This is a genomic window from Cryobacterium tepidiphilum, assembly GCF_003716325.1.
In the GTDB taxonomy this organism is placed as follows: Bacteria; Actinomycetota; Actinomycetes; order Actinomycetales; family Microbacteriaceae; genus Cryobacterium; species Cryobacterium tepidiphilum.
In genome coordinates this window covers 81,736-105,996 of the sequence record NZ_RDSR01000001.1, presented here as the reverse complement: position 1 = coordinate 105,996, position 24,261 = coordinate 81,736, and the positions used below count along the sequence as shown (strand labels likewise).

Below are 24,261 nucleotides of genomic sequence, written 5' to 3'. Positions count from 1 at the left end.
CCGCCCGACCCCACGACACCCCGAAGGACCCGCGTGCCATCACATCTCTGCGTCGCCGTCGCCGCGCCTCTGGCCGACGACCTGTGCCAGCTCATCGAACAGCGCGAACCGCGCGTGCAACTCGTGTGCGTACCGTCCCTGCTGCCGGCGATGCGCTGGCCGGCCGACTTCTCGGGCGACCCCGCCTTCCAGCGCACGCCTGAGGAACAACTCCGTTTCGAGGACCTGCTCGATAGCGCCGACGCGCTCTACGGCATCCCCGACGTCTCCCCCGACGCCCTCCGACGCGTGGTCCGCAACAATCCACGGCTCCGTTGGGTGCACACGATGGCGGCCGGCGGCGGCAGTCAGGTCAAGCAGGCCGACCTGAGCCCCGGCGAGCTGGAGCGGGTCACGTTCACCACCTCGGCCGGGATCCACGGGGAACCGCTCGCCGAATTCGCGGTCTTCGGGCTGCTCGCCGGGGCCAAGAGCCTTCCCCGCCTGCTCCGCCAGCAACGCGACCACGAATGGAGCGGCCGCTGGACGATGGGCCAGGTGGCCGAGCAAACTGTCCTGGTGCTGGGACTCGGCGGCATCGGCCGGGTAGTCGCAGCCAAGCTCAGCGCACTGGGCGCTACCGTCATCGGGGTGAGCCGTCGAACGGTCACCGTGGAAGGCGTCGACCAGGTCATCCACCCCGACGAGCTGGTTGCCGCCGCGGCGCGCATCGACGCGGTCGTCAACACGCTTCCCGGCACCATCGCCACCGAGCACATGCTCGGCGACGGTTTCTTCGCGGCTGTGCAGGGCGGCGTCACCGTCGTGAATGTCGGCCGGGGAACCGTCATCGACGAGCGCGCCCTCGTCACCGCCCTGGATGCCGGTCGGGTCGGCTTCGCTGCCCTCGACGTTTTCGAGTCCGAGCCGCTACCTGACGACAGCCCGCTGTGGGACCGCCCCGACGTCCTCGTCAGCCCGCACACCGCGGCGCTCAGCGCGGCCGAGGACCGCCGCATCGCCGAATTGTTCGCGAGCAATGCGACCCGCTTCCTCGACGGCCGGCCGCTACTGAACCGCGTCGACACCGTCGAGTTCTACTGAGTGAGGAGACGCTTGTGACATCCCCCTTCGACCTGACCGGACGGATCGCCCTCGTGACCGGCTCGAGTCGCGGCATCGGCCGCAGCATCGCCGACGGCCTCGCCGACGCCGGCGCGACCATCGTTCTCAACGGCGTGGACGCGGGCAGGCTGGAGTCCGCTTGCACCGACCTTGCCGAAAAGCATGGGGCCGACCGCGTCCACGCCCGTGCCTTCGACATCACCGACGGCGAGTCCGTGGACCAGGCGATCCAGTGGATCGAGTCACACGTCGGCCCGATCGACATCCTGTTCAACAATGCGGGCGTCCAGCACCGCCAACCACTGGTCGACGTCAGCCTCGATGACTGGCGGCGGGTGATCGACATCGACGTCACCGGAGCTTTCCTGGTCGGGCGCACGGTAGCCCGCGGGATGATCGACCGTGGTGCCGGCAAGATCGTCAACATCTGTTCGGTCCAGAGCGACCTGGCCCGTCCCACCATCGGGCCGTATACGGCCGCGAAGGGCGCACTCCGCAATCTGACCCGCGCGATGACCGCGGAGTGGGCCAGGCACGGGCTGCAAGTCAACGGCATCGCCCCCGGCTACATCCACACCGAAATGACCCAGAACCTCGTGGACGACGAGGAATTCAACGCCTGGATCCTGGGCCGCACCCCGGCCGGCCGCTGGGGCTCCGTCGCCGACATTGTCGGGCCCGCCGTGTGGCTGGCATCGCAGGCTTCCAACTACGTGAACGGGCAAGTGATCTTCGTCGACGGCGGCATGAGCGTCGTGGTTTGAGAACCGGGAGAAGGAACGAGATGAAAACGGTTGAGGTGACGGCCAGCGCTGTCGTCGTGCACGGTCCGGATGACGTGCGTATCGAGGATGTGCCGGTTCGGGAGCCGGGCGCGAACGAGGCGATCATCGACGTGGCCTACGGGGGCGTCTGCGGCTCCGACATCCACTACTGGAAGCACGGAGCGGTCGGCGAGTCCATTCTCCGTGCGCCGATGGTGCTCGGACATGAAGTCGTCGGCGTCGTCTCCCAGGCGGCCGCAGACGGCAGCGGCCCCGCCGCCGGCACTGCCGTCGCTGTCCACCCCGCCCGGCGCGACCACAGCGACACCCGGTTCCCCGCAGACCGCCCGAACCTCTCCCCCGGCATCAGCTACCTCGGATCCGCGGCGCGGTTCCCACACACCGAGGGCGCGTTCGCCACGCGCATCGTCCTCCCCGCGGCGATGCTGCGGGCCCTTCCCGACGGTCTGGCGCTCAAGACGGCAGCCCTCGCCGAGCCCGCGAGCGTCGCCTGGCACGCGGTGTCCCGTGCCGGTGACCTCAGCGGCAAGCGCGTGCTAGTCGTCGGCAGCGGCCCCATCGGCGCCCTGATCATCGCAATCGCCAAGCGGGCGGGCGCGGCGAGCATCGTCGCGGTCGACATGCACGACACTCCGCTCGACATCGCCAGGGAGGTCGGCGCTCCCGTCACCGAGACCCTTCGGGCCTCCGAAGCGGATGCGATCGCCGCCGTCGACGCTGATGTCGTCTTCGAGTCGTCGGGCAATCACCGCGGCCTATCCTCCGCGATCAGGGGCGCAACCCGGGGCGGCATCGTCGTCATGGTCGGCCTGCTGCCCACCGGGGACCAACCAGTCCCCGTGTCCCTGGCGATCACTCGCGAGCTCCAGCTGGTCGGCTCCTTCCGGTTCAACGACGAGATCGACGACGTGCTCGCCGCACTCGCCGACGGCTCACTCGACCTGAGCCCGATCGTCACTCATGTCTTCCCCGCCAAACACGCGCTCGAGGCGCTCGCCGTCGCATCCGACGCCTCGTCATCGGGAAAGGTCCTCCTCGACTTCCGCCAGGAGGACAGCGATGACTGAGCGCCCGCTTGTCGTCGTGATGGGCGTGTCCGGCTCCGGGAAGTCCACGGTCGGCCGCGGTCTGGCCGCGGCCCTCGGCGTCCACTTCATCGACGGCGATGACCTGCACCCGTCCGCGAACGTCACGAAGATGGCGAGCGGCGCACCGCTGACCGACGCCGACCGATGGCCATGGCTCGCGGACGTGGGCCGCACCCTGCGCGACTACCACGAAACCGGCCTCGTCATCGCCTGCTCCGCGCTCCGCCGCATCTATCGGCAGGTAATCCTATGGGAGGAACCGCGTACCCGGTTCGTGCACCTGCACGGCGACCCTGGCATCATCACTTCCCGCATGTCAGCCCGGTCCGAGCACTTCATGCCGATGACCCTGCTCGCCGACCAGCTGAGCACGCTGGAGGACCTCACGCCCCACGAGCGCGGGACGGTGCTCGACGTCCGACTTCCCGTCGACGTCCTGGTGAGCCTTGCCCACCGGGCAGTACGTGCCGCGGCCGACGACAGCACCACAATCGCCGAGTAGGAGACAGCAGTGTCCGATTTCCGCCCGGAGGATGCCCACTCCGAAACGCTCTCTGCGGGGATCCACCATCGCACGGCGAACGGCCGCCCCTTCGTTGTTCTCTCCGGACGAGCAACCGTGGAGTTCGATGAGGGAGACGCGTTGATCTACCTCCGCAGAGGAAGCATGTGCACACTACCCCCGATGGTCCCGACGAGGTGGACGGTCGCGGAACCCACCGAACTGCTCCCTGTCAGCGAAGCTGCCGTTGTCTTCAAGGAGAATGACGGATCGCGCGCTCTTGCCAGGCCCCATGACGGTCAGGCCGACCGGCCCTTTCGTCCGCGTCGCCACGTCTCCTGATCCGGCCGCTTGCGGTTACGTCCCGAGGCTGGGCGCCGGTCCGGTCGATTCCCGCACCGTCAGGTGTGTCTGCAGTCGATCGATCCGGTGGGAGCGGTCCTTACTTGTGAATTTGCTGAGCAGCATGTCCGTGATCGCGCGGCCAGCCTGTTCCCCGGGCGCGCTCACCGTCGTGAGCGGCGGGGAGGTGAACGACGACCCGAAGATGTCGTCGCAGCCGATGACGCTGAGATCCCGCGGCACGCTGATGCCGCGGTGCTGGAACCGGCCTAGTGCGCCGATCGCGAGTGTGTCGTTGAAGAAGATCGCCGCCGTCACGTCGGCCAGCGCCACGGCATCCGCTGCCGCCGCGCCCGCCGACAACGTGGGACGGAACGCGCCAATGGGGATGAGCTCAACCTCGTGGCGGTTCGCGGCGGCGCGAAGCGCCCTGTAGCGGGCTTCGTCGGTCCACGACGTGGACGGTCCGCGCACGTACGCGATACGCGTGTGGCCGAGGGACACGAGGTAGTCGAGCGCGAGAGCGAGCCCGGATGGCGTGTCGATGAGCACTCCCGACAGCCATGGGATCTCACGGTTAAGCACGACGAGCGGGACCCGCTCGCCAACCTGGTTCAGCAGCTCGTCCTTGGAACGGGGCGACGCCACCACGATGCCGTCAACACTCTGTGACAGCTCGACCAACCAGTTGGCCTCGACCTGCTCAGACTCCTCGCTCGTGACAAGGAGTTGCATGAAGCCGGCCGCCTGAGCCTGGACCTGGCTGCCGCGGATGACGTCGAAGTTGAACGGGTTCGTCAGGTTCGGCAGCAGCAGCGCGATCGTTCCGCGAGCCATCCGGGTGCGGTTCTCGGGGAGCGTCGCCGATTCGTATCCGAGTTCGCGCGCCTTACGCACGATTCGCTCGTACATCTCGGGGCTGACACGATTGGGATTCGACATCGCCCGCGACACGGTGGACGGCGCGATCCCGCATGCGGCGGCGATCTCAGTGAGCGTGACCCTCCGTCGGATCCGGCGGTTCGGAAGAGTCATGTGACGACCGTCCATGGCATCCACGTCTCGCTCCCCCGTGCTCAGCGCAGCGCCCGCCGCAGGCCGACCAGTCGCTCCAGCACGACGACGATCAGCGCGGAGAAGATGATCAGCACGACCGAGAGCGACGCGACCGCGGCATCCGCGGAGGTCGCCACGTAGTTCATCAGCTGCACGGGCAAGGTCGGCTTGCCGGACTGTGCGACGAAGAGCGCGATGACCAGCTCGTCGAACGAGACGATGAACGCCATCACGGCCCCCGCGATGATGCCGGGAAGGATGATCGGGAGCGTAACGGTCCAGAACACGCGAGCGCCGTCAGCGCCGAGGACGCGGGCCGCTTCTTCGCTGGAGGTATCGGATGTCTCCAGGCTCATCAAGGTGGTGCGGATCACGTAGGGGAGCGTGATGCTCACGTGACCGATGACGATGCCCGCGTACGTGTTGGTCAGTCCGATCGGGCCGAGGACAAGGACCAGGCCGAGTGCCAGCACGATCGTGGGGACCAGCAACGGCGACAGGAAGAATGCCGACAGTGCGGACCGGCCAGGGAACTCGAAGCGCTGGAGGGCCAAGGAGGCCGGCACGCCCACCGCCAGCACGATCAGGGTCGTGACCGACGAGGTGATCAGCGACGTCTGCAGGCCGCTCGTGAACAGCGACTTCGTGGGGAGGATCTCGTACCAGTGCCAGGTGAAACCTTGCGGCGGGAAAGAGATGTATTGGTTGGAACTGAACGAGATCACCACGACGATGAGCAGCGGCGCGAGGAGGAAGAGATAGAGAATGGCGACGAGGACGCGGAAGGCCACGCCGCCGAGGTCGATGCGCCGGGTGGGGTTGAGTTGGGACACCTCTATGCTCCAAGTCTGCGCGCAGCGCGCTGGTACAGTGCCACAACGCTGCCAAACAGAATCAGCAGGATCACGGACAGCGATGCGGCGAAGGGCCAGTTGAGGAGGCCCGTGGTCTGGTCGTAGATCTCGGTGGCCATGACATGCACACGCCCGCCTCCCAGGAGCTGCGGGGTGACGAACGTGCTGATCGTGAGCACGAACACCAACAGCAGCGCCGTCAGGAGGCCGGGAAGGCTGAGCGGAAGCGTGATGCGGAAGAACACGGCGGCGCGGTTCGCGCCAAGGGATGAGGCCGCTTCCTCGAGCTGGGTGTTCAGGCGGCCGAAGCCGGACATCATGCCCAGGATCGCGTAGGGCATGAAGATCTCAACCAGGCCGATGGCGACGCCGGTGAAGCTGTTCGCCAGCGGCAACGGCGTGTCAATGAGGCCCCAGCCCTTGAGGGTGGAGTTCACCAGACCCTGCGTGCCCAGGATCACTATCCAACCAAAGGTGCGTACGACGGCGGAGGTAAGCAGTGGCGCGATCGCGAGAGCGACAAGCAGGCTCTTCCACTTGCTGTTCGTCCGGGCGAGGAAGAGCGCGATGGGGTATGAGACGGCCACACACAGGACAGCGACGAGGACTCCGAGGAAGAGGGTGTTGCCGATGACCTCCCAGTAATAGGAGTCGGAGAGTGACTTGAGGTAGGAATCGAGCGAATAGGTCTCAACGTAGAGGCCGTCACCGAGCCCGATGTTGAAGGACATTCGGATCATCCACACGAGCGGATACGCGTAGCTGACGATCAAGGCGGCGAGCGCCGGAATGACCAGCCCCCAAGCGACGAGGCGGTTATGCCGGGACCGGGCCCGCTCGAGGTGGCCCCGATTGCCGTCGGGGTCGATCTCGAGCGTGCTGATGACCGTCGTCGTCATCGCGACGCCACCCCTTCGGCAGGTTCTGTGCCAGGCAGGAGGTACGCGTCGGCCGGCTCCCAGCTGACGACGACCAGGTCGCCGACGCGAGGAAGTCGGGAAGCAGATGCGGCGATCTCGGCGAGGAACTCGCCGCCCGCCGTTGCCACGCGGTAGCCCACCGAGTCGCCGGTGTAACTCATCGAGGCGACGTTTCCGGCGAGACCGTTGACGCCGTCGGCGTCGGCGGCCGCCGTCACAGTCACGTTGTGCGGACGGAGGACCACCGTCGTCCGCTTGCCTTCCAGGCCCGGCTCGCCCACGGCGCCGGCGGCACCCAGGGCGGCAGCCGTGATGCGGTACCAGACCTCACCATCGGCTGCCGCACCCAGCGCGCTCTCCACGTCGACCTCGAACAGGTTGGCGCGACCGATGAAATCCGCCACGAAGCGGGTCCGCGGTCGCCGGTAGATATCGCTCGGCGCCCCGAACTGCTCGATCAAGCCGCCGTTCATCACCGCGATCTTGTCCGCCATATCGAGTGCCTCATCCTGGTCGTGGGTGACGAACAGGGTGGTGGCGCCGGAGCGCTGCTGGATCGAGCGGATCTCTGAACGCATCGACTCGCGGAGTTTCGCGTCGAGGTTCGACAGCGGCTCGTCAAGCAACAGCAGCGTCGGTTCCACCACCAACGCGCGCGCCAGGGCGATCCGCTGCTGTTGGCCACCCGAGAGCTCCTTCACCCGCCGCTTCGCCAGGTGCTCGAGCTTGACCATCGCCAGGGCGTCGAGCGCTCGCTTGCGCTGCTCGTCGCGCCCTACCTTCCGCATCTTCAGGCCGAACGCGACATTGTCCAGCACGTTCATGTGCGGGAACAGCGCATAGGACTGGAAGACCATGCCCATTCCGCGCTTGTGCACGGGCGTGGAGGTGATGTCCTGGCCGTCCACGATGATGGCGCCGGACGTGGGCTCCATCAAGCCGGCAACCATCCGCAGGGTCGTCGTCTTCCCGCACCCCGAGGGTCCGAGAAGAGCGACGAGGTGACCCGGCTCGATCTCCATGTTGAGGCGGTCCACAGCCGGCTCAAGCCCCGCCGCGTACTGCTTCGTGAGGTCCACGATGGAGAGCTTGGCGCGATCCGACAGGTCTGACACAGGCGTGCCCCTTCGATTGGAGATGCCTTCGGTCGTGGCCGGTGCGCCCGAGGCGAGGGAAACAGGGGATCCCGCTAGCGGTGACTCTGCGTGCATGGTGTGGTCCTTGATGGAGATGAGGAGATGAGTTACTGGCGACCGCGGGTCATCCGCCGATGATCTCGCGCTTCCAGATGTCCGTCCAGTCTGAGCGAACAGTTGCGAGCCATTCGGGGTCGTACGTGATGATGTCGATCGAACCGTCGGTCTTCACCACTCGGTCAGCGACATCGGCCGGCAGCTCGGCGTTGTCGACCGAGGGCGCGTAGAAGAGGGCTTTCGCGAAGGCGACCTGCGCTTCCGGGCTGAGGGCGTAGTTCATGAAGGTCTTGGCCGCTGCGCAGTTGGGGGCGTTCTTGAGGAGGTTGATGGTGTTGATCTGGTACATCGTTCCCTCCTTCGGGAAGGCGATGCCCAGCTTGCCGTTGCTCTGGTCGCTGTAGTACTGCCCACGTGCGTTCTGGCCCATGCCCAGGACCGTCTGCCCCGTGATGATGTTCTGATACTCGTCGGGAAGCGGCGCCCAGGTCTGAACGTTGGGGGCCAGCTCCTTGAGCCGATCGACAGCCTTGTCAATGCTCTTAGTGAAGTCCTCACCCTCCATCTTGGCGGTGATCATCGTGAGGTTGATCCCCAGCCCGGACGGCGGAGCGACAACCGACACCTTCTGCTTGTACTGCGGGTCCCAGAGGATGTTCCACGAGGTCGGCGCCGAGGGCACCTTCGTGGTGTCGTAAAGGAGTCCCACGGCATCCGCCTGCAGCACGGGGCCGTAGTCACCGGTGTCGAGGATGTCCTTCTTCACGTGGGCGACGTTCGGCACGTCGGCCTCGGAGATCTTCTGGAACAGACCCTGCTTGTTGCCGGATGCGGCGACCGCGCTGTCCATGATCGCGACGTCCGTCGTCGGCGAAGAACCCTGCGACTGGAGAGCCGCGAGCATATCGGAGGAGGATCGCTTCGACTGGTACTCCACCTTGATGTCCGGGTACTTCGCCTCGAACGGCTTGATAACGGCGTCCTGGTACTGCTTCTGCCAGATGTCGGCGTAGCCGATGAGACCGATTGTGCCGCTGGTGGGCGATCCGGCACAACTGCCTGTCTCCGTGCTGCTGCTGCCGCCGGCAACCTTGCCGCTGGCGCATCCGCTGAGCCCGGCGACGACGATGGCGGCGCTCGCCACCATCACGGCCGACTTTCCATAACGATTGAACATCTTCGCTCCATCCTTGGCACGAGAGACGGGCGTTCCACAGGGACCCATCGTTGCGCACTGCTGTGAATGACGAATGGCTGTTAGCCACCCTGGTGTCATGGCCGAGTCGCACCCTGCGACACGTTGTGAATACGGTAACTGCGGCCTGTCCTCAGTGCCCAGAGCCATGTGCCAAACGTGCCAAAGCTGTGCGGAAAGTCCGACCTGGCCCGGCGCCCCTCCCGACGACGCATCCTTCTTCGCATGAGGAGAACAACCCGGTCAAAGCGAAGTTATGGAGTTCAATCGGAATCCAAGATCCCGCGTGGTTTTATCCCCCGGCGCCGAGGTCACAGCAAGAATGTTGCCAATCGTGCCAATACCCCGTGTTGCTTGTGCCGTGTGATGACGGGTTCGCCACCCTCCTGCAGTCCACACTGCAGTCGGAAAAGAGTTCTCAGGACGTGGATCACCAGCCGCCGGTAGGCGGAACTACGACTGGCCTGCCTCAGTCATCCTGATGAGAGTGACGAGGAAGAGGCCAAGTGCTGCGATGCTCGCAAGGACGAGAAGGAGCCTCCATAGCGGGAGCGGCTTTCCCCGCTCCGTCAACGTCACCCTCTCCTCTTGGTTCGGCGCGAGAATTCCCCCACCACCAGCACCGTTCGCAGGAGCGGAGGTGTGTCGCGGGCGCGAAGCCGCGCGGCTGCACGCGACACGCCGGCGCGCTCCTGCCAACGGTATGGGGCAACGGATGCGACGCGCCACTGGTTCCCCGACGTCATCCGAGTGGTGACGACCTAGCTCCTCAGGTCCCACAGCGCGAGGCCGAACAGCGCGAACGACACGACGATTGCAGCGGCCATCACGAGTCGCCACGGAGGAAGTGGACCGCCCCGCCCCCGTGGGAACGTGCTGTTCAGCACATGGCTCAATCCCAAGACGAGCAGGAAGTTAACGAGCCCCAGGATGACCCGGAGCAATTCGAATGCCGTCAACGTCACCCTCTCCTCCTGGTTCTGCGCGAGAATTCTCCCACCACCAGCACCGTTCGCAGGAGCGGAGGTGCGTCGCGGGCGTGAAACCGCCCGCCTGCGGCGCGGCGGAAACGGCGCCGATGGCGCAGCGGTCAGGCGGCGGAGCCGGGGGTGGCGGAGCCGGGGGTGGCCGGGCCGGTGCGCCAGCGGAGCACCGCGGCCACGTGGTGGTTCGCGCCGATGGTCGCGCCGAGCGCGGGGCTGCCGCCGGTGTCGTCGAGCGGCGTACCGGGCGCACCGCGGTCGGTCTCCACGAGAACCACCGTGGAGTCCGAGAGCACGGCAGCGCGCACCAGGGCGTCGGCGGCGGGAACCGCGCCGAGCGAGGGCGCTCCGAGCGCGTCCTCCGGCGCCGTCGCTATCCATGGTTCGGCCGCGAGCGCGAGGAGCGTCTTGTCCCCCAGGCCCGCCGGGTCGAGGATCAGCGTGTCTACCTGGGCCTGCTGCAGCGCGTGCACCACCGGGCCGATGCCCACCTCGGCGAGCCCGTCGTCACGGCCGCTCTCCGCGGCGAGCCGGTCCAGCGCATCCGTCTGGTCGCGGGCGAGCACGGCGACGATCTGCTTGTGCAGCTCCTCCTCCAGCGCCTCGTCGGAGGCACCGCCGGCCAGGGTGTTCGTGGGCACGACGACGGCGAGGTCCCTGCTCGCGGGCGCCAGCTGGTCGGCAAGCAGCTGGCAGGCCCGCATGTCGCCGGCGACCAGCACCAGCTCGACCTTGTGCTCGCGCACGATGTCGTCGACGGCCTCGGCCACCTGGCCCTCGTTGCGCTTCCAGATCTGCTCGGCGTCACGCTGGTACCGCTTCTGCGACCAGCCGCCGACCTTGACCTTCTGGGTGTACTCGTCATCGCCCTGGATGTCGCGCTCCATCACCGGCTCGAGCTGGTTGAGGCGGTAGAGGCGGATCTCGGCCTCCTCGCGGTTCACCTCCACGACGGCGTAGCTGAGCTCGCGAGGCCGGTGCCGGAGCAGCGGGATGGCGGAGGGCAGACCGTAGGCGGCAATGCGCTCGGCCAGCGGCTCACCGAGGAGCAGCTCGTCGACCACGACCTCGCCGTTCCGCACGATGAGGTACCGGCTCACCGGGTTGGCCACGCCCGGCTGGTCCTCCAGCAGGCTTTCGACGGCAGCGGCATCCGCTTCGGGCGATCCCGCGTCGAGCATCGCCTGGCGGGCCGCCCGCCGCTGGGTCTGCGTGTGCCGCGGATCCGTCGTGTCCGGCGTGAGCGCCACATAGAGCGTGCTCACCGCCCCGTCATGGCGGTACAGGTCGGAGAGCATTTCGTTCCCCAGTTCGGTCATCGTGTCCATCCCTTCCCGTTTGCCAGTCACGCTATTCCCGGGCTTCGGTCACCACAACGGATGCTCCAGACGCCGGCACAGTGCCCACGTTCGATGGAGAATGCCGCGACCTCGGTTCACGCGCCGAACTTTCACGCTACGCCCCGCCTTGGGGACCGACAAGGGTGCGCGCCTGGCCCGAAGGGCGGCCCAGCCGTTGGTCAGTTCACGGCTTTGTCATAGGAACTCCCAAGCCGCGAGGGCTGTAATGGGCCGAAGCCTCGCGGAGGCGGGACCGGGAGGGAGAATGGAGACGAGCACCCTGCAGCGGCCCGTGCCGGCGCGGCGTCCGGTCTCCGAGTGGCGCCTTCAGATCGGTCACCGTCGGCGCCTCGCCCGCGCGGACCTCTTGGGCGTGGCCGCCTGGGTTTCCGCCGGCATGGCCATCGCGCTCTGGCTGGCCGCTGCGCCGGTCCGCTTGGCAAGCCCGGGCGACGTGATCACGGCGGCCGGAATCGCCGCAGGAATGATCGGGACCGACCTCATCCTCGTGATGATCGTGCTCGCCGCGCGAATCCCTGTCATCGAACGCACCATCGGTCACGACGCGGCCATGACGGTCCACGGCTCGCTCGGGAAGCCGGCCCTGTACCTGCTGTTGGCTCACGCGGGCCTCCTCGTCGTTGGCTACGCCGCGACAGATGGATCCTCCTGGCTCGCCGAGACGATCTCGCTGCTCACCGTCTCCGACGTGCTGCTGGCCACGCTCGGCCTCCTGGGAATCGCGGCGGTCGTGATCACCAGCATCGTGGCTGTGCGGGCGTTGCTGCCGTACGAGGCCTGGTACCTGATCCACCTCGGCAGTTACGTGGCCGTCTGGATCGCCCTGCCGCACCAGTTGTCGATGGGCGGGATGCTCGCCCAGGGATCGTGGCAGCGGGTCTACTGGCTCGCGCTGTACGTGGGCGGCTTCGGGGCGATCGTCTGGTTCCGATTCGCGGTGCCCCTGGTGCGAAGCATCCGGCACCGGGTGGTGGTGGAGCGCGTTCAGCAGGTCGCGCCCGGCGTCGTCTCGCTGTGGCTTCGCGGCCGCAACCTGAACGAGCTCCAGGCGCGCGGTGGCCAGTTCTTCATCTGGCGATTCTGGTCGGGGTCGACGTGGTGGCACGGACATCCGCTCTCCCTCTCAGCGGCGCCGACGCCAACCCACGCCCGGGTGACCGTGCGCGCCCTCGGCCACGGATCCCGCCGACTCGCCTCCCTTCGGCGGGGGACGCGCGTCTCGTTCGCCGGTCCGTACGGCATCTTCAGCGACCAGGCGCGATCGCGATCCCGCATCGCCGTCGCCGCTTCCGGCATCGGGGTGACTCCGATCCGGGCGTTCCTCGAGAACCTCGACGCGGCACCCGGCGCGGTGACGATCCTCCTGCGGGCCCGGTCGGAGCGGGAGACGTACCTCTGGGACGAGATCCTCGCCTGGGCACGGGACACCGGCGCCGCCTGCTACACAAGCGTCGGCCGACGCGGTGCCGGCTCCGCGGCGTGGCTCTCCGCCACGGACGAGGCGCGCGGCGTGTCGGCGGCGACGATCTGGCCCGACCTCGCCGCGAGCGACCTCTACGTGTGCGGGCCGGCCGGCTGGGCCGACTGCGTCGAAGCGGATGCCCGCCGGGCCGGCTTGCACCCGGAGCAGTTGCACAGGGAAAGGTTCGACTGGTGAGAAGGCGCGTCGTCATCGGAGGAATCCTGGCTGGTGCTGCCGTCATCGTCGTCGGCTGGGAGGCGGGCGAAGTGACGCCGCCGTCGCACCAGGCGCTCTCCAGCCCCGCCGGCCACACCGGAGCGGACGGCTCATCGGCCACCGGTTCATCGGCCACGCGTTCGGCCGGATCGAGCCCGGCAGACACCGCGCAGTCCGCCTCGGGCGCCTACCGCGACGGCACCTACACCGGCTCCACCATCTCCACCAGGTTCGGGAACGTGCAGGTGCGGGTGCAGGTCTCGGGCGGTGACATCGCCGCCGTGACACCCCTTCGGCTCACCGACCGGGACCGGCGCTCGGTGATGATCAGCCAGCACGCCGCGCCGCTTCTGCAGCAGGAGGCGCTGGCCGCCCAGTCCGCGTCCGTCGATGCCATCAGCGGGGCGACGTACACCAGCGAGGGTTACCGGCAATCGCTTCAGGCCGCCCTCGACCAGGCACAATGACCCACCCGATGCCGAACGGGCGGCATCGCGCAACAAGTGCCACGATGGGCACGGTTGCCTCGCTCCGGGTCGACGGGACGGACCCGGCCACGTTCGCGGAGGCGCACCGTCGCCTGCGGGGCATCTTCGAGCGCTGGGAAGACGAGTTCAGCCTGTATCGGCCCTCGTCCCCTGCCACGGCGATCGCGGAGGGGCGCCTTCGGTTACTGGACAGCAGCAGCCAGCATCGCGACACCTATGCCCAGGCCGTCGACTGGCGAAACCGCACCGGCGGCGCCTTCGACCCGCATCGGCACGACGGCACGGTCGACCTCGCCGGCATCGTCAAGGCGATGGCCATCGACGAGGCCGGCACGGCTCTTGCCGCCCTCGGCTGCGCCAACTGGTGCCTGAACGTCGGCGGCGACGTGCTCACCTCCGGCAGCGCCGATGGCACGCCGTGGTCGATCGGCCTCGTCGACCCGTGGGATCGAACTCGGCTGTGGCGGACCATCGCCCTCGACAGCAAGAAGCGCGCCGTCGCCACCTCCGGCAGCGCCGAGCGCGGTGCGCACATCTGGCGGCTTCCCGACGGCGTGCCCATCCGCCAATGCTCCGTCGTCGCCGCCGACATCGTCACCGCCGACGTCCTCGCCACCGCGATCATCGCCGGCGGCCGCTCCCTCGCGGAGACCGCTGCCGCCGAATGGGATCTCGTCGTCGCCATCTCGTTCGAAGACGGCGAGGAGCTTCACATCGCGGCCGACGGCTTTCCCGGCGTGGCGGCGTCGCGAGTCTGACCCGTAGGCAGGTGGCTCAGGCCGCCGTCTGCTGGTGCGCGGCAATGCACCAGCCGCCGTTCTCGAACAGGTACGTGGTGGACATGAGGAGCGTGACGGTCTCGTCGCCGCGAACAGCCACGGCGCGGTAGACGAGGATGCCGGCGCGCTCGCCCAGGCGGATGACCGCGGGCTGGCGGATCTCGTAGCTGTCCCAGGGCGCCACGCCGGCGAAGGAGTCGGCGATCTTCTCGCGGCTGAGCACCGCGCCCTCCACGATCACGAGGGCGTCGCGCGTCATGGTGCGCTGGTAGTACTCACCGCCGCGGCCCTCGAGGATGGCCTGCCATCCGCTGTGCTCTTCGTGCAGGAGGCGGGCGGGCAGATCGTCGGTGATCTCAGTCATGCCCTCACGTTAGCCGGTTTGCTCAGAAGCGGTGCTGGAGAATCCAGCTGTGCATCGCCACCGCCGCCGCGGCCGACGCGTTGATCGACCGGGTCGAACCGAACTGGCTGATCTCGAGCACCGCATCCGCTGCCGCGACCGCCTCGTCGGAGAGCCCGGGGCCCTCCTGGCCGAACAGCAGCACGCAGCGCTCCGGCAGCGGGTAGGTCTCGATGAGCACGCTGCCGGGCACGTTGTCGATGGCGATGACGGGCAGCTCGGCCGAGCGCGCCCAGGCGACGAACGCCGCCACGTCGGCGTGGTGCTGCACGTGCTGGTAGCGGTCGGTGACCATCGCGCCGCGCTTGTTCCAGCGCTTGCGCCCCACGATGTGCACCGTGTCGGCGGCGAAGGCGTTGGCGCTGCGCACGATGGAGCCGATGTTCATGTCGTGCTGCCAGTTCTCGATGGCCACATGAAACGGATGCCGGTGCTCGTCGAGGTCGGCGACGATCGCCTCCATGCGCCAGTAGCGGTACCGGTCAATGACGTTGCGGGTGTCGCCGCGCTCCAGCAGCTCGGGGTCGTAGACGTCCTCGGTGGGCCTCTCGCCCGGCCAGGGTCCGACGCCGTGCGTCGACAGCTCGGGTGTCGGGCTCTGCTCCTGCCGGCTCTTCTCCTCGGGGCTCTGCTCGTCTGGCACGTGTCAACCGTACCCGCGGCATCCGCTGCCCTCGAACCGGCCCGGCTAGGATTCGAGCATGGGTCAACCGGCCGTCGCACCGACACGACTCATCTGGCTGCTCGGCCCCGCCCTCGTCGCCGGTGTCGCCTACCTCGACCCGGGCAACGTGGCCAGCAACATGACCGCCGGCGCCCGGTACGGCTACCTCCTCGTCTGGGTCGTCGTCGGGGGGAACGTCATGGCGATGCTGGTGCAGTACCTGTCGGCGAAGCTCGGCATCGTCACCGGCGCGAGCCTGCCCGAGGTGCTGGGGCGTCGCATCCGTCGCCCGCTCGTGCGACGCCTGTACTGGCTGCAGGCGGAGCTGGTGGCGATGGCCACCGACCTCGCCGAGGTCATCGGCGGCGCCGTCGCCCTGAACCTGCTGTTCGGGCTGCCGCTGTTTCTCGGCGGGCTCATCACCGGTGTCGTCTCGATGGCCGTGCTCGTCGTGCAGAGCCGGCGCGGCCCCCGCACCTTCGAGCGAGTGATCGTGTCCCTGCTGCTCATCATCGCGGTGGGCTTCACCGCGGGCATCTTCTTTGCACCACCGGATGCCGCGGCGACGGCCGCCGGCCTCCTCCCCCGTTTCGAGGGCACCGGGTCGGTGCTGCTGGCCGCCTCGATCCTCGGGGCCACGATCATGCCGCACGCCATCTATGCGCACTCGGCGCTCGCGCGGGACCGGTTCCCGCAGCTGCCGGGCCGCACGGGCGTGCCGCGGCTGCTCTGGGCCACGCGGTGGGACGTGGCGATCGCGATGGTGATCGCCGGGGCGGTGAACCTGGCGATCCTGCTGCTCGCGGCATCCGCTCTGCATGGCACGCCGGGAACCGACAGCCTCGAGGGCGCGTACCGGGCGCTGGAACAGGCGCTCGGCGGCGGGATCGCGACCGTATTCGCGGTGGGGCTGCTGGCGTCCGGGCTGGCCTCGACGTCGGTGGGCGCCTACGCGGGGGCGGAGATCATGCACGGGCTGCTGCACGTGCGGGTGCCGATCCTCGCCCGGCGGCTGGTGACCCTCATCCCGGCGCTGGTGATCCTGGGTGCCGGGATCGATCCGACCTGGGCGCTGGTGCTCAGCCAGGTGGCGTTGTCGTTCGGCATCCCGTTCGCGCTCATCCCGCTGGTCTGGGTCACCGGCCAGCGGAGGGTGATGGCCGGGTACGTGAACCGGTGGTACACGACGGCGGCCGGCGCGGTGTGCGCGGTGCTGCTCGTCGCGCTGAACCTGCTGCTGGTGCTGCTGCTGTTCACGGAGCCGTAACCGGCGGGTCGGATCGCGGCGCAGGGCCCCGGCTAGGCTTGAGCCGACGAGAGGAGCTCGCCATGGCGCGCCGTGATGAGATCGAATGCTGGCTGACCGACATGGACGGCGTGCTGGTGCACGAGAACCACGCGCTGCCGGGCGCCGCCGAGCTGCTCGCCCAGTGGACGGACACGCACACGCCGTTCCTCGTGCTCACCAACAATTCGATCTTCACGCCGCGTGACCTGAGCGCCCGGCTCCGGGACTCGGGACTCATCGTGCCGGAGGAGCGCATCTGGACGTCGGCGCTGGCCACCGCCGACTTCCTGAAGTCGCAGGGGCCCGGCGGCAGCGCGTTCGTCATCGGCGAGGCCGGGTTGACCACCGCGCTGCACGAGGCCGGTTTCATCCTCACCGACACCAAGCCGGACTACGTGGTCGTCGGCGAGACGCGCAGCTACTCGTTCGAGGCGATCACCAAGGCCATCCGCCTGATCCTGGGCGGCGCACGGTTCATCGCGACGAATCCGGATGCGACGGGGCCGAGTGCCGACGGTCCGCTGCCGGCCACCGGCGCCGTGGCGGCCCTGATCACCAAGGCCACCAACATGGAGCCGTACGTGGTCGGGAAGCCGAACCCGATGATGTTCCGGTCGGCCATGAACAAGATCGGCGCGCACTCCGAGAACACGGGCATGATCGGCGACCGCATGGACACCGACATCGTGGCCGGCATCGAGGCGGGGCTGCACACGGTTCTCGTGATGACCGGGATCAGCGATCAGGCGGAGATCAACCGCTACCCGTTCCGGCCCGGCGAGGTGCTCGCGGGCGTGCACGAGCTCGTGTCGACGACGCCGATCGAGACCGACGCGCTCTAGGTGACGCTGACCCACTCGGTCCAGGCGATGACGCCGAGACCGATCAGGGCGACCGCGGCTATCAAGAGGAGCAGCACGGCGAGCGTGCCGAGCCGCACGCGATCGCCGGGGATCGTGAACCGCACGATGAGCATGCACACGTACAGCGCCACGACGACGAGCGCTCCGGTGAGCGCCAGCCCCACCGGATGCGAGTCCAACTGGAGCAGGAAGAAGACGGCCGAGAGCAGCGTGATGGCGGCCCCGATGAGGAGCCACGAGTTCCCCGGCCCGCGCGTCAGCGCGGGTTGGTTTCGGACCTTCGTGGGATCGTCGGACACGATTCCAGTCTAGCCCGGGAGCCCCCGCGAAGCCCGGGCGCTATCCCGCCGGAGCGGGGGTCGGCGCGGCGGATGGCGCGGGTTCGTCGGTCGGGCCGGGGCCCGCGATATCGGCCGTGAGAGGCTGTCCCGACGAGCTGCTGACGAAGCAGTAGTAGTACGGGTTCTCCTCCCACTGCGTCTGGGTGATCGGGTAGCTGCCCTGCATCACGAGGTGCGGATAATCGCGGGCCGCCGCGAGGTCGATGATGCCGGGCGCCGTGCAGAGGTCGTTGATCTGGCCGGCGAGGGCTTTTTCGCCGGGGAAGGCGGCCGTGGGGTCGACCGTCCCGCGGTACGCCAGCTGCGCGGCGTGGGGCGTGGCGCAGTCGACCACGGTGAAGTCGTGGTCCCACGGGGAGTTGTACGGCTGCAGGCACTCGCCGCCGAACAGGGTGTTCCACACGTGCACGCCCGGCGCCTGCGCGGCGGTGGGCGCCGGCGTCGGGGTCGGGGTCGGCGTCGCCGGGACGGCCGGGGAGCTGCCGAGGCGCTGCCCGAAGAAGAACAGGCTGAACAGGATCACGCTCGCGAGCAGGATGCCGGCCGCCCAGGCCAGCCGCGCGGGCGTCTGCACCCGCTCGGGCTCGTCCATGACGGAGCCGCGGTCCTTCGACGGCCGGGGCGTGGCATCGACGGCTGTGGCGCCGTGGGTGCCAGCGGATGCCGGCTCGACGCGTGGTGCGCCGCTCGGCTCAGCAGTGCCATCCGTCGCGGCACTCGGCCGAGGCGGCGCGGAGGGCGGCAACGGGTTCGCCGCTGTTGCCGCCCACCACGGCCGGGTCGGCTCGGTCGCGTCCGGCTGGCGCGGTTCCGCCTCGGCCGGGTCGGCTCGGTCGCGTCCGGCTGGCGCGGTTCCGCCTCGGCCGCGTCGGGCTGGCGTGGTCCCGGCTGGCGCGGTTCCGGCCGGCGTGGTTCCGGTGCGGCCGATTCCGGCCGGTCCGGCGTGCCAGGGCCGTCGGGCCCGCCCCGGCCAACCATCAGCCCAGGCCCAGGTCGTCGAGGCCGAGGGCCGCGAAGTAGGGGTAACCGGCTGCTTCGATGACCTCGCGCGCACCGGTGTTGCGGTCGACGACGACGGCGACGCCCGCGATCTCGGCCCCCGCCTTCACGAGTGCCTCGATCGCCTTCAGCGGAGAACCGCCGGTGGTGGAGGTGTCCTCAAGCACGACCACCCGCTTGCCCGCGACATCCGGACCTTCGACCTGCCGGCCGCGACCGTGGTCCTTCGGCTCCTTGCGCACGACGAAGGCGTCATAGTTCAGGCCCCGCGCGACGCCCTGGTGCAGCACGGCCGACGCGATGGGGTCGGCGCCCATGGTCATGCCACCCACGGCCGAGACGTTCGGGATGTCGGCGATGAGGTCAAGCATGACCTGGCCGATCAGCGGGGCGACGCGGTGGTCGAGGCTGACCTTGCGCATGTCGACGTAGTAGGTCGCCTTCTTGCCGCTCGTGAGGGTGAAGTCGCCGTGGAAGACGGCGTCGGCGGAGATGAAGTCGATGAGCTGGCTGCGTACGTCGGTCACACCCTCAACTTTAGGCCACCGGCTAGAATCGCGGTTTCAGGCTCAGCGGAAGGACGGCATGCAGAAGGTCACCGTGCTCGCCGGCGGGGTCGGCGGCGCCCGCTTCACCCGGGGGCTGCTGCACCAGCTGGAGCACGCGCATCCGTCGGCCGACGTCACAGTGATCGTCAACACGGGCGACGACCTGTGGTTGAACGGACTTCGCGTCTGCCCCGACCTCGACACCGTCATGTACACCCTCGGCGGCGGGATCAACGAGGAGTGGGGCTGGGGCCGGGCGGGCGAGTCACGCCGCACCTCAGAGGAGATCGCCGCGTACGGGCGCGGCTGGTCGTGGTTCACCCTCGGCGACCTCGACCTCGCCACCCATATCGTGCGCACCGACCTGCTGCGCGGCGGTGCCACGCTGAGTCAGGCGACGGCGTTCCTCTGCGAGCGGTGGCAGCCGGGTGCGCGCCTGCTGCCGATGAGCGACCAGCCGGTTGAGACGCACGTGCGCATCGGAGCGGATGCCGACGAGCACCGTGCCGGGGACCTCGTGCATTTCGAGGAGTGGTGGGTGCGGTATCGCGCTCATATTCCCGTGACGGAATTCGTCCAGGTGGGACTCGGCGCGGCCACCGCGGCACCCGGCGTGCTCGAGGCCATCGGCGAGGCCGACGTGGTGCTCCTGCCGCCGTCGAACCCGGTGGTCTCCGTCGGCACGATCCTCGCGGTGCCCGGCATCCGGGACGCGCTGCGCTCGACGGCCGCTCCGGTCGTCGGCGTCTCACCGATCATCGGCGGCTCGGCCGTGCGGGGCATGGCCGACGAATGCCTGCGCACCATCGGCGTCGAGACGAGCGCGCTGGGCGTGGGCCTGCATTACGGGTCACGGCGTTCCGGCGGGCTGCTCGACGGTTGGCTGGTCGATGAAGCGGATGCCGCCAGCCTGCCTGCGCTGGCCGCCGCGGGCATCCGCTCGGCCGCCGTGCCGCTCTGGATGCGCGACGTGCCCTCTGCCGCCGCGATTGCCCGCGAGGCCCTCACCCTGGTAGAGCGGTAGGGCTAGTCGTCAGCGAGTCGGGTTATGTAGTCAGCCATGCCTGGGACGGTGAAGGCAACGTAACCACGATCGGGCGCGTAAATGTGTCCCGCTCGAATCAGTTCGCTTCGGGACACAGATAGGTCTGAGGTGCGACGTTTGCCCGTGCGTGCCACCAGGTCAGTGATCGACGACGGACCGTCACCATCAACTGCCATCGCTCGCAATAGATCCCGCTGCTTGGGAGTCACCCGATCCAGGCGGGAGCGGTATAGCCCCTCGTCCACTTCGTTGCGAGCTAGCGCTATGCCAATGTTCGCGTCTTCCATACCGATCAGCTCTCCGGTTCGAACATCCCAGACGTGCTTGCCGCACGCCTGAACGAAGTATGGATAGCCGCCCGTCGCTCGTACTACCGCCCGGAGCGCTTCACGATTCCACGTCACACCATTGTGGGCCGCGGGAGAGGACAACGCAGCACCAGTTGATTCCGCATCTAACAGCCCGATCGTGCGGTAATCGTAGAGTCGCTCAGCGTAACTTGTGGCGTCCGCGAGGACCGCCGGAAGAGAGGGGAGTCCCGTGCCAATGAAGACGATCGGCGGAGGAAAGGCCTCCTGTCCCAGATTGTGAAGGGCGACATTGAGGGCACTCAAGTTCACGACCGATGCCTCCTGCAGTTCATCGACGGCAAGCAGCACACCGATGCCGAGAAGCCCTGCCCCTTCAGCGAGAGTACGAAGCAGTTCCTGTAGATCGACAGCCAGATCTCCGCTGTCGGCGATGCCGGAGGCATCCACGTCGGTCGAGATCTCAATCCCAATTGCCCCGTCGGGATCGAACCTGACCCGGAAGTTACGCAGTGCCGCAAAGGCTTGCTTCAACCCGGCTGCGGCGCGCTCAGACAAAGACGCCTGGCGTCGAAGTGCCACGGCCAATTCTCTGCTCAATGAAGCAGCTAAAGGCTGTGCCGCCGACGCTTCAACCTTGACAGTGACCCACCCGATGTCCCGAGCACGACGAACGAACTCGTTAAGCAATACCGTCTTTCCAACACCGCGAAGGCCCGACAGCACCCACGGACGTTCTCCCTCCCCTGAAGCTCCGACCTGCTGGAGCATTCTGGTGAACGCTTCCAGCAGCTCGCCACGGCCGGCGAGCTCCGGGGGTACGCGACCAGCGCCGGGTCGGAAGGGATTGGGGACGAAGTCAGACATGCATAAGATTCTATCTCGCCGTATAAGAAATTCCTTATACGGCCTTATCGTCCATTATATTCGAGGTAAGAGCAGCGGATCTCGGCGCGGGCGCCCGCCGACCCCGAGGCGCAGGCTCTCGGGCAGGGCGCCGGTGAAGCGGATGCCGCCAGCCTGCCTGCGCTGGCCGCCGCGGGCATCCGCTCGGCCGCCGTGCCGCTCTGGATGCGCGACGTGCCCTCTGCCGCCGCGATCGCCCGCGAGGCCCTCGCCCCTGGCCGTCAAAACGCGCTGAGGACGTCACACCCCCGGTTCGGCCTGCCTGCTCGCCGGCGGTGGTTCCGTGGTGTCGCTCATGGCGTCGAGGAAGCGGATGACGACGTCCCGCTCGCCGGGAGTGAGCGCGGCCGCGACCTCGAAGCGCCGCGCGTGCGAGCGGCCGACGCTCTCGCGCACCTCCTCGTGGGCGCTCTGCGAGATGGTGATCATGAGCGCGCGGCGATCGGTGGGGTGCGGCGAGCGAACGATGTGGCCGGCAGCCTCGAGTCGGTCGAGCAGCTTCGTGGTGGAGGCCGTGGAGATGTTCAGGTGCTCCGCCAGCGAGCCCGGCGTCACGATCGTCCCCTGGTTCTTCGCCACGACGAGGAAGCGCAATGCCTTCATATCGGTCTCATTCAGACGCATGTGCGCGCGGGAGGCGAAGCTGAGCGCCTGTTCGGCCTCTCGCCAGCGGCGGATTCCACGCAGGACGCGCACCACCTGCGTGATCTCCTCCTCGCCCATCCCCGCGTAGTGCACGAGCTCCTCGTTCGGATCGATGACCCTCGGATCGAGCATGGAGTCAGCGACAGCGACCCGGTCGGGATGGACGCTGAGTGCTGACATGAGCCGATTCTATATCTCGGAATAATGCTTGAAAGGCTATTAGTTTGCTAGGCTAGCGGAATGGTGGAGCAGACGGCACTGGGCCCTCGAGCCGCGGGCGACGCACGGGCCGAGACCGACGAGGTCGTGCTGCTCGACGATGACGGAAAACCCATCGGCGTCACCGAGAAGGTCTCTGTTCACGGCACGGAGACTCCGCTGCACCTCGCCTTCTCGTGCCACGTGATGAACCGGCGCGGTCGGCTTCTCGTCACCCGGCGTGCGCTGTCGAAGACGACATGGCCGGGTGTGTGGACCAATTCGTTCTGCGGACATCCGCGTCCTGCGGAATCGGTGCCCGCGGCCGTGCGACGTCGCGCCGACCACGAACTCGGCTTGGATTTGTCGGGGATCGAGCTCGAACTCCCCTCGTTCCGGTACCGGGCCGTGGACGCCTCTGGGCTCGTGGAGAACGAGGTCTGCCCGGTGTTCGTCGCCTGGACCTCCCAAGAACCACGGCCGAACGCGCGCGAGGTGATGGACCACGCGTGGGTGGACCCGCTCGACCTCGGCCGGTCGACGCGCCTCACGCCGTGGGCGTTCAGCCCCTGGCTCGTGCTGCAAGCGCGACTCCTCCCGCTTCTCGGCGGCGACTCCCCTACCCCCGCATCCGACATTGGTGAGGACGTGCTGCGATGACGCTCACGATGACGACCCTGAACGACACGGTTGGCGTGGCTGACGTCATCCGTCACCTCTCGCTCTACTTCGAGGAGAAGGAGGCGAAGGCCACCGCCTACGGGCGGCAGTTCACGGAGCTGTGGCACGCCGCCCGGCACGCCTCGGAGGGCGGCAAGAAGTTCCGGCCCGCGCTCGTACTCACCGCATACCGCGCGTGGGGCGGGAACGACGAAGCGGCGGCGGTCGCCGTGGCGACGGCCTTCGAGCTCCTGCACACCGCGTTCCTCCTCCACGACGACGTGATCGATGGCGACACCGTGCGGCGCGGCCGGCCGAACCTGGTCGGCACGTTCATGGAGCAGGCGCGTGACCGTGGCGTCGGGGGAACGGAGGCCGCTGTCTGGGGGAACGCGTCAGCGATCCTCGCGGGCGACCTGCTGATCCATTCCGCGCAGGCCATGGTCGCCAGACTCACGGTCGGCGCTCGCGAGCGTTCCGCCCTCCTCGACCTGCTGGAGGAGTGTCTCTTCGTGACGGCGGCCGGGGAACACGCCGACGTGGCGTTCAGCACCAGCGTCGAGTCGCCCGTCTTCTCGGAGGTGATGGCGATGACGCAGTGGAAGACAGCACACTATTCGTTCCAGGCGCCTCTGCAGGCAGGGGCGATCCTGGCCGGCGCCGGCCAAGAAGCGGTCGCGGCGCTCGGCGAGTTCGGCCGTTCCATCGGTATCGCCTTCCAGCTTCGCGATGACCTCCTTGGAATCTTCGGGACCGGACAGACGGGGAAGAGCACGCTGAGCGACCTGCAGGGGGGAAAGCTCACCCCACTCATGTTCTACGCCCGGCAGCTGAGCGGCTCCGACGAGCTGCGGGAGACCGTCGGTCGCGCCGACGTGACCGACGCCGACCGCGACCGCGTGCGGCAGCTCCTGGAGGCGAAGGGCGCCCGTCGCTTCGTCGAGAAGCTGATCGACGACCACCGGCACGCGGCGCTGGCCGCCATCGGCACGCCGGCCGTTCCCGAAGCCTTCCAGCGCCACCTGCACGACATCGCACACCAGTCCTGCGAGCGGGCGGCGTGAG

Annotated in this window: 26 protein-coding genes; 12 read left to right on the top strand and 14 right to left on the bottom strand. The window is 68.2% G+C overall.

The window, feature by feature from the left end; all coding sequences use genetic code 11:
- The first annotated feature begins 33 nt into the window (after positions 1–33).
- Genes EEJ31_RS00565 through EEJ31_RS00550 form a run of 4 tightly spaced genes read left to right on the top strand, consistent with a single transcriptional unit; the run spans position 34 to position 3,479 of the window.
- Complete coding sequence (locus tag EEJ31_RS00565; RefSeq protein ID WP_199727228.1) at positions 34–1,083, top strand: D-2-hydroxyacid dehydrogenase; 1,050 nt, start codon at positions 34–36, stop codon at positions 1,081–1,083.
- Between the two features lie 14 nt (positions 1,084–1,097).
- The gene (locus EEJ31_RS00560; RefSeq protein ID WP_123044341.1) at positions 1,098–1,868 is read left to right on the top strand and encodes an SDR family oxidoreductase; all 771 of its coding nucleotides are present in this window, start codon (positions 1,098–1,100) and stop codon (positions 1,866–1,868) included.
- A 20-nt stretch (positions 1,869–1,888) separates the two neighbouring features.
- Positions 1,889–2,956, top strand: a complete 1,068-nt coding sequence (locus EEJ31_RS00555) for an L-idonate 5-dehydrogenase (protein ID WP_123044340.1) — start codon at positions 1,889–1,891, stop codon at positions 2,954–2,956.
- Complete coding sequence (locus tag EEJ31_RS00550) at positions 2,949–3,479, top strand: gluconokinase (RefSeq protein ID WP_123044339.1); 531 nt, start codon at positions 2,949–2,951, stop codon at positions 3,477–3,479. The genes EEJ31_RS00555 and EEJ31_RS00550 overlap by 8 nt, the downstream gene beginning before the upstream one ends.
- A 357-nt stretch (positions 3,480–3,836) precedes the next feature.
- Here the strand turns inward: EEJ31_RS00550 and EEJ31_RS00545 are convergent, their stop codons facing one another.
- From EEJ31_RS00545 to EEJ31_RS00515, 7 genes are all read right to left on the bottom strand, one after another.
- Positions 3,837–4,856, bottom strand: a complete 1,020-nt coding sequence (locus EEJ31_RS00545; RefSeq protein ID WP_123044338.1) for a LacI family DNA-binding transcriptional regulator — start codon at positions 4,854–4,856, stop codon at positions 3,837–3,839.
- A 41-nt stretch (positions 4,857–4,897) separates the two neighbouring features.
- Complete coding sequence (locus EEJ31_RS00540; protein WP_233563645.1) at positions 4,898–5,710, bottom strand: ABC transporter permease; 813 nt, start codon at positions 5,708–5,710, stop codon at positions 4,898–4,900.
- A gap of 2 nt (positions 5,711–5,712) precedes the next feature.
- Entirely contained in the window at positions 5,713–6,630 is a 918-nt protein-coding gene (locus EEJ31_RS00535; protein WP_123044336.1) for an ABC transporter permease, read from the bottom strand.
- Complete coding sequence (locus tag EEJ31_RS00530) at positions 6,627–7,766, bottom strand: ABC transporter ATP-binding protein (protein ID WP_233563644.1); 1,140 nt, start codon at positions 7,764–7,766, stop codon at positions 6,627–6,629. Before EEJ31_RS00530 ends, EEJ31_RS00535 begins: the two co-directional genes overlap by 4 nt.
- 145 nt (positions 7,767–7,911) lie before the next feature.
- Positions 7,912–9,021, bottom strand: coding sequence for an ABC transporter substrate-binding protein (locus EEJ31_RS00525; RefSeq protein ID WP_158603868.1), 1,110 nt, complete (start codon positions 9,019–9,021; stop codon positions 7,912–7,914).
- A 779-nt stretch (positions 9,022–9,800) separates the two neighbouring features.
- Positions 9,801–10,004 (bottom strand): hypothetical protein, encoded by a 204-nt coding sequence (locus tag EEJ31_RS00520; RefSeq protein WP_123044333.1) that lies wholly within the window; start codon positions 10,002–10,004, stop codon positions 9,801–9,803.
- Positions 10,005–10,129: 125 nt separating this feature from the next.
- Positions 10,130–11,341, bottom strand: coding sequence for a baeRF2 domain-containing protein (locus EEJ31_RS00515; RefSeq protein ID WP_148040101.1), 1,212 nt, complete (start codon positions 11,339–11,341; stop codon positions 10,130–10,132).
- A 286-nt stretch (positions 11,342–11,627) separates the two neighbouring features.
- Between EEJ31_RS00515 and EEJ31_RS00510 the strand changes: the two genes are divergently transcribed.
- The 3 genes from EEJ31_RS00510 to EEJ31_RS00500 are packed head-to-tail and all read left to right on the top strand — an operon-like array spanning position 11,628 to position 14,307.
- Positions 11,628–13,040 (top strand): ferredoxin reductase family protein, encoded by a 1,413-nt coding sequence (locus tag EEJ31_RS00510; protein WP_158603867.1) that lies wholly within the window; start codon positions 11,628–11,630, stop codon positions 13,038–13,040.
- Positions 13,037–13,528 (top strand): FMN-binding protein, encoded by a 492-nt coding sequence (locus EEJ31_RS00505; protein WP_199727227.1) that lies wholly within the window; start codon positions 13,037–13,039, stop codon positions 13,526–13,528. Before EEJ31_RS00510 ends, EEJ31_RS00505 begins: the two co-directional genes overlap by 4 nt.
- Positions 13,529–13,572: 44 nt before the next feature.
- Positions 13,573–14,307 (top strand): FAD:protein FMN transferase, encoded by a 735-nt coding sequence (locus EEJ31_RS00500; protein WP_158603866.1) that lies wholly within the window; start codon positions 13,573–13,575, stop codon positions 14,305–14,307.
- Positions 14,308–14,323: 16 nt separating this feature from the next.
- Here the strand turns inward: EEJ31_RS00500 and EEJ31_RS00495 are convergent, their stop codons facing one another.
- Together EEJ31_RS00495 and EEJ31_RS00490 are read right to left on the bottom strand one after the other, a co-directional pair.
- Complete coding sequence (locus EEJ31_RS00495; protein ID WP_123044329.1) at positions 14,324–14,692, bottom strand: DUF4440 domain-containing protein; 369 nt, start codon at positions 14,690–14,692, stop codon at positions 14,324–14,326.
- 22 nt (positions 14,693–14,714) lie between these two features.
- Entirely contained in the window at positions 14,715–15,374 is a 660-nt protein-coding gene (locus EEJ31_RS00490; RefSeq protein ID WP_123044328.1) for a TrmH family RNA methyltransferase, read from the bottom strand.
- A 58-nt stretch (positions 15,375–15,432) separates the two neighbouring features.
- Between EEJ31_RS00490 and EEJ31_RS00485 the strand changes: the two genes are divergently transcribed.
- Both EEJ31_RS00485 and EEJ31_RS00480 read left to right on the top strand, forming a co-directional pair.
- On the top strand, positions 15,433–16,662 hold the full coding sequence (locus tag EEJ31_RS00485; RefSeq protein WP_123044327.1) for an Nramp family divalent metal transporter: 1,230 nt from the start codon (positions 15,433–15,435) through the stop codon (positions 16,660–16,662).
- 62 nt (positions 16,663–16,724) lie between these two features.
- The gene (locus EEJ31_RS00480) at positions 16,725–17,525 is read left to right on the top strand and encodes an HAD-IIA family hydrolase (protein ID WP_123044326.1); all 801 of its coding nucleotides are present in this window, start codon (positions 16,725–16,727) and stop codon (positions 17,523–17,525) included.
- Here EEJ31_RS00480 and EEJ31_RS00475 read toward each other — a convergent pair.
- From EEJ31_RS00475 to pyrE, 3 genes are all read right to left on the bottom strand, one after another.
- Entirely contained in the window at positions 17,522–17,845 is a 324-nt protein-coding gene (locus tag EEJ31_RS00475; RefSeq protein WP_123044325.1) for a hypothetical protein, read from the bottom strand. The genes EEJ31_RS00480 and EEJ31_RS00475 overlap by 4 nt on opposite strands.
- Before the next feature lie 40 nt (positions 17,846–17,885).
- On the bottom strand, positions 17,886–18,632 hold the full coding sequence (locus EEJ31_RS00470; RefSeq protein WP_148040100.1) for a hypothetical protein: 747 nt from the start codon (positions 18,630–18,632) through the stop codon (positions 17,886–17,888).
- Positions 18,633–18,864: 232 nt separating this feature from the next.
- On the bottom strand, positions 18,865–19,413 hold the full coding sequence (gene pyrE, locus EEJ31_RS00465; protein ID WP_123044323.1) for an orotate phosphoribosyltransferase: 549 nt from the start codon (positions 19,411–19,413) through the stop codon (positions 18,865–18,867).
- A gap of 58 nt (positions 19,414–19,471) precedes the next feature.
- On the opposite strand from pyrE, the gene cofD reads away from it, so the two are divergent.
- Positions 19,472–20,458 (top strand): 2-phospho-L-lactate transferase, encoded by a 987-nt coding sequence (gene cofD / locus EEJ31_RS00460; RefSeq protein ID WP_123044322.1) that lies wholly within the window; start codon positions 19,472–19,474, stop codon positions 20,456–20,458.
- Between the two features lie 2 nt (positions 20,459–20,460).
- Here the strand turns inward: cofD and EEJ31_RS00455 are convergent, their stop codons facing one another.
- Together EEJ31_RS00455 and EEJ31_RS00450 are read right to left on the bottom strand one after the other, a co-directional pair.
- Positions 20,461–21,654, bottom strand: coding sequence for an ATP-binding protein (locus tag EEJ31_RS00455; protein ID WP_123044321.1), 1,194 nt, complete (start codon positions 21,652–21,654; stop codon positions 20,461–20,463).
- A gap of 279 nt (positions 21,655–21,933) precedes the next feature.
- Positions 21,934–22,518, bottom strand: a complete 585-nt coding sequence (locus EEJ31_RS00450; protein WP_233563643.1) for a MarR family winged helix-turn-helix transcriptional regulator — start codon at positions 22,516–22,518, stop codon at positions 21,934–21,936.
- Between the two features lie 60 nt (positions 22,519–22,578).
- On the opposite strand from EEJ31_RS00450, the gene idi reads away from it, so the two are divergent.
- Together idi and EEJ31_RS00440 are read left to right on the top strand one after the other, a co-directional pair.
- The gene (idi, locus tag EEJ31_RS00445; protein ID WP_123044320.1) at positions 22,579–23,196 is read left to right on the top strand and encodes an isopentenyl-diphosphate Delta-isomerase; all 618 of its coding nucleotides are present in this window, start codon (positions 22,579–22,581) and stop codon (positions 23,194–23,196) included.
- Entirely contained in the window at positions 23,193–24,260 is a 1,068-nt protein-coding gene (locus tag EEJ31_RS00440) for a polyprenyl synthetase family protein (protein WP_233563642.1), read from the top strand. Before idi ends, EEJ31_RS00440 begins: the two co-directional genes overlap by 4 nt.
- Position 24,261 lies beyond the last annotated feature (1 nt).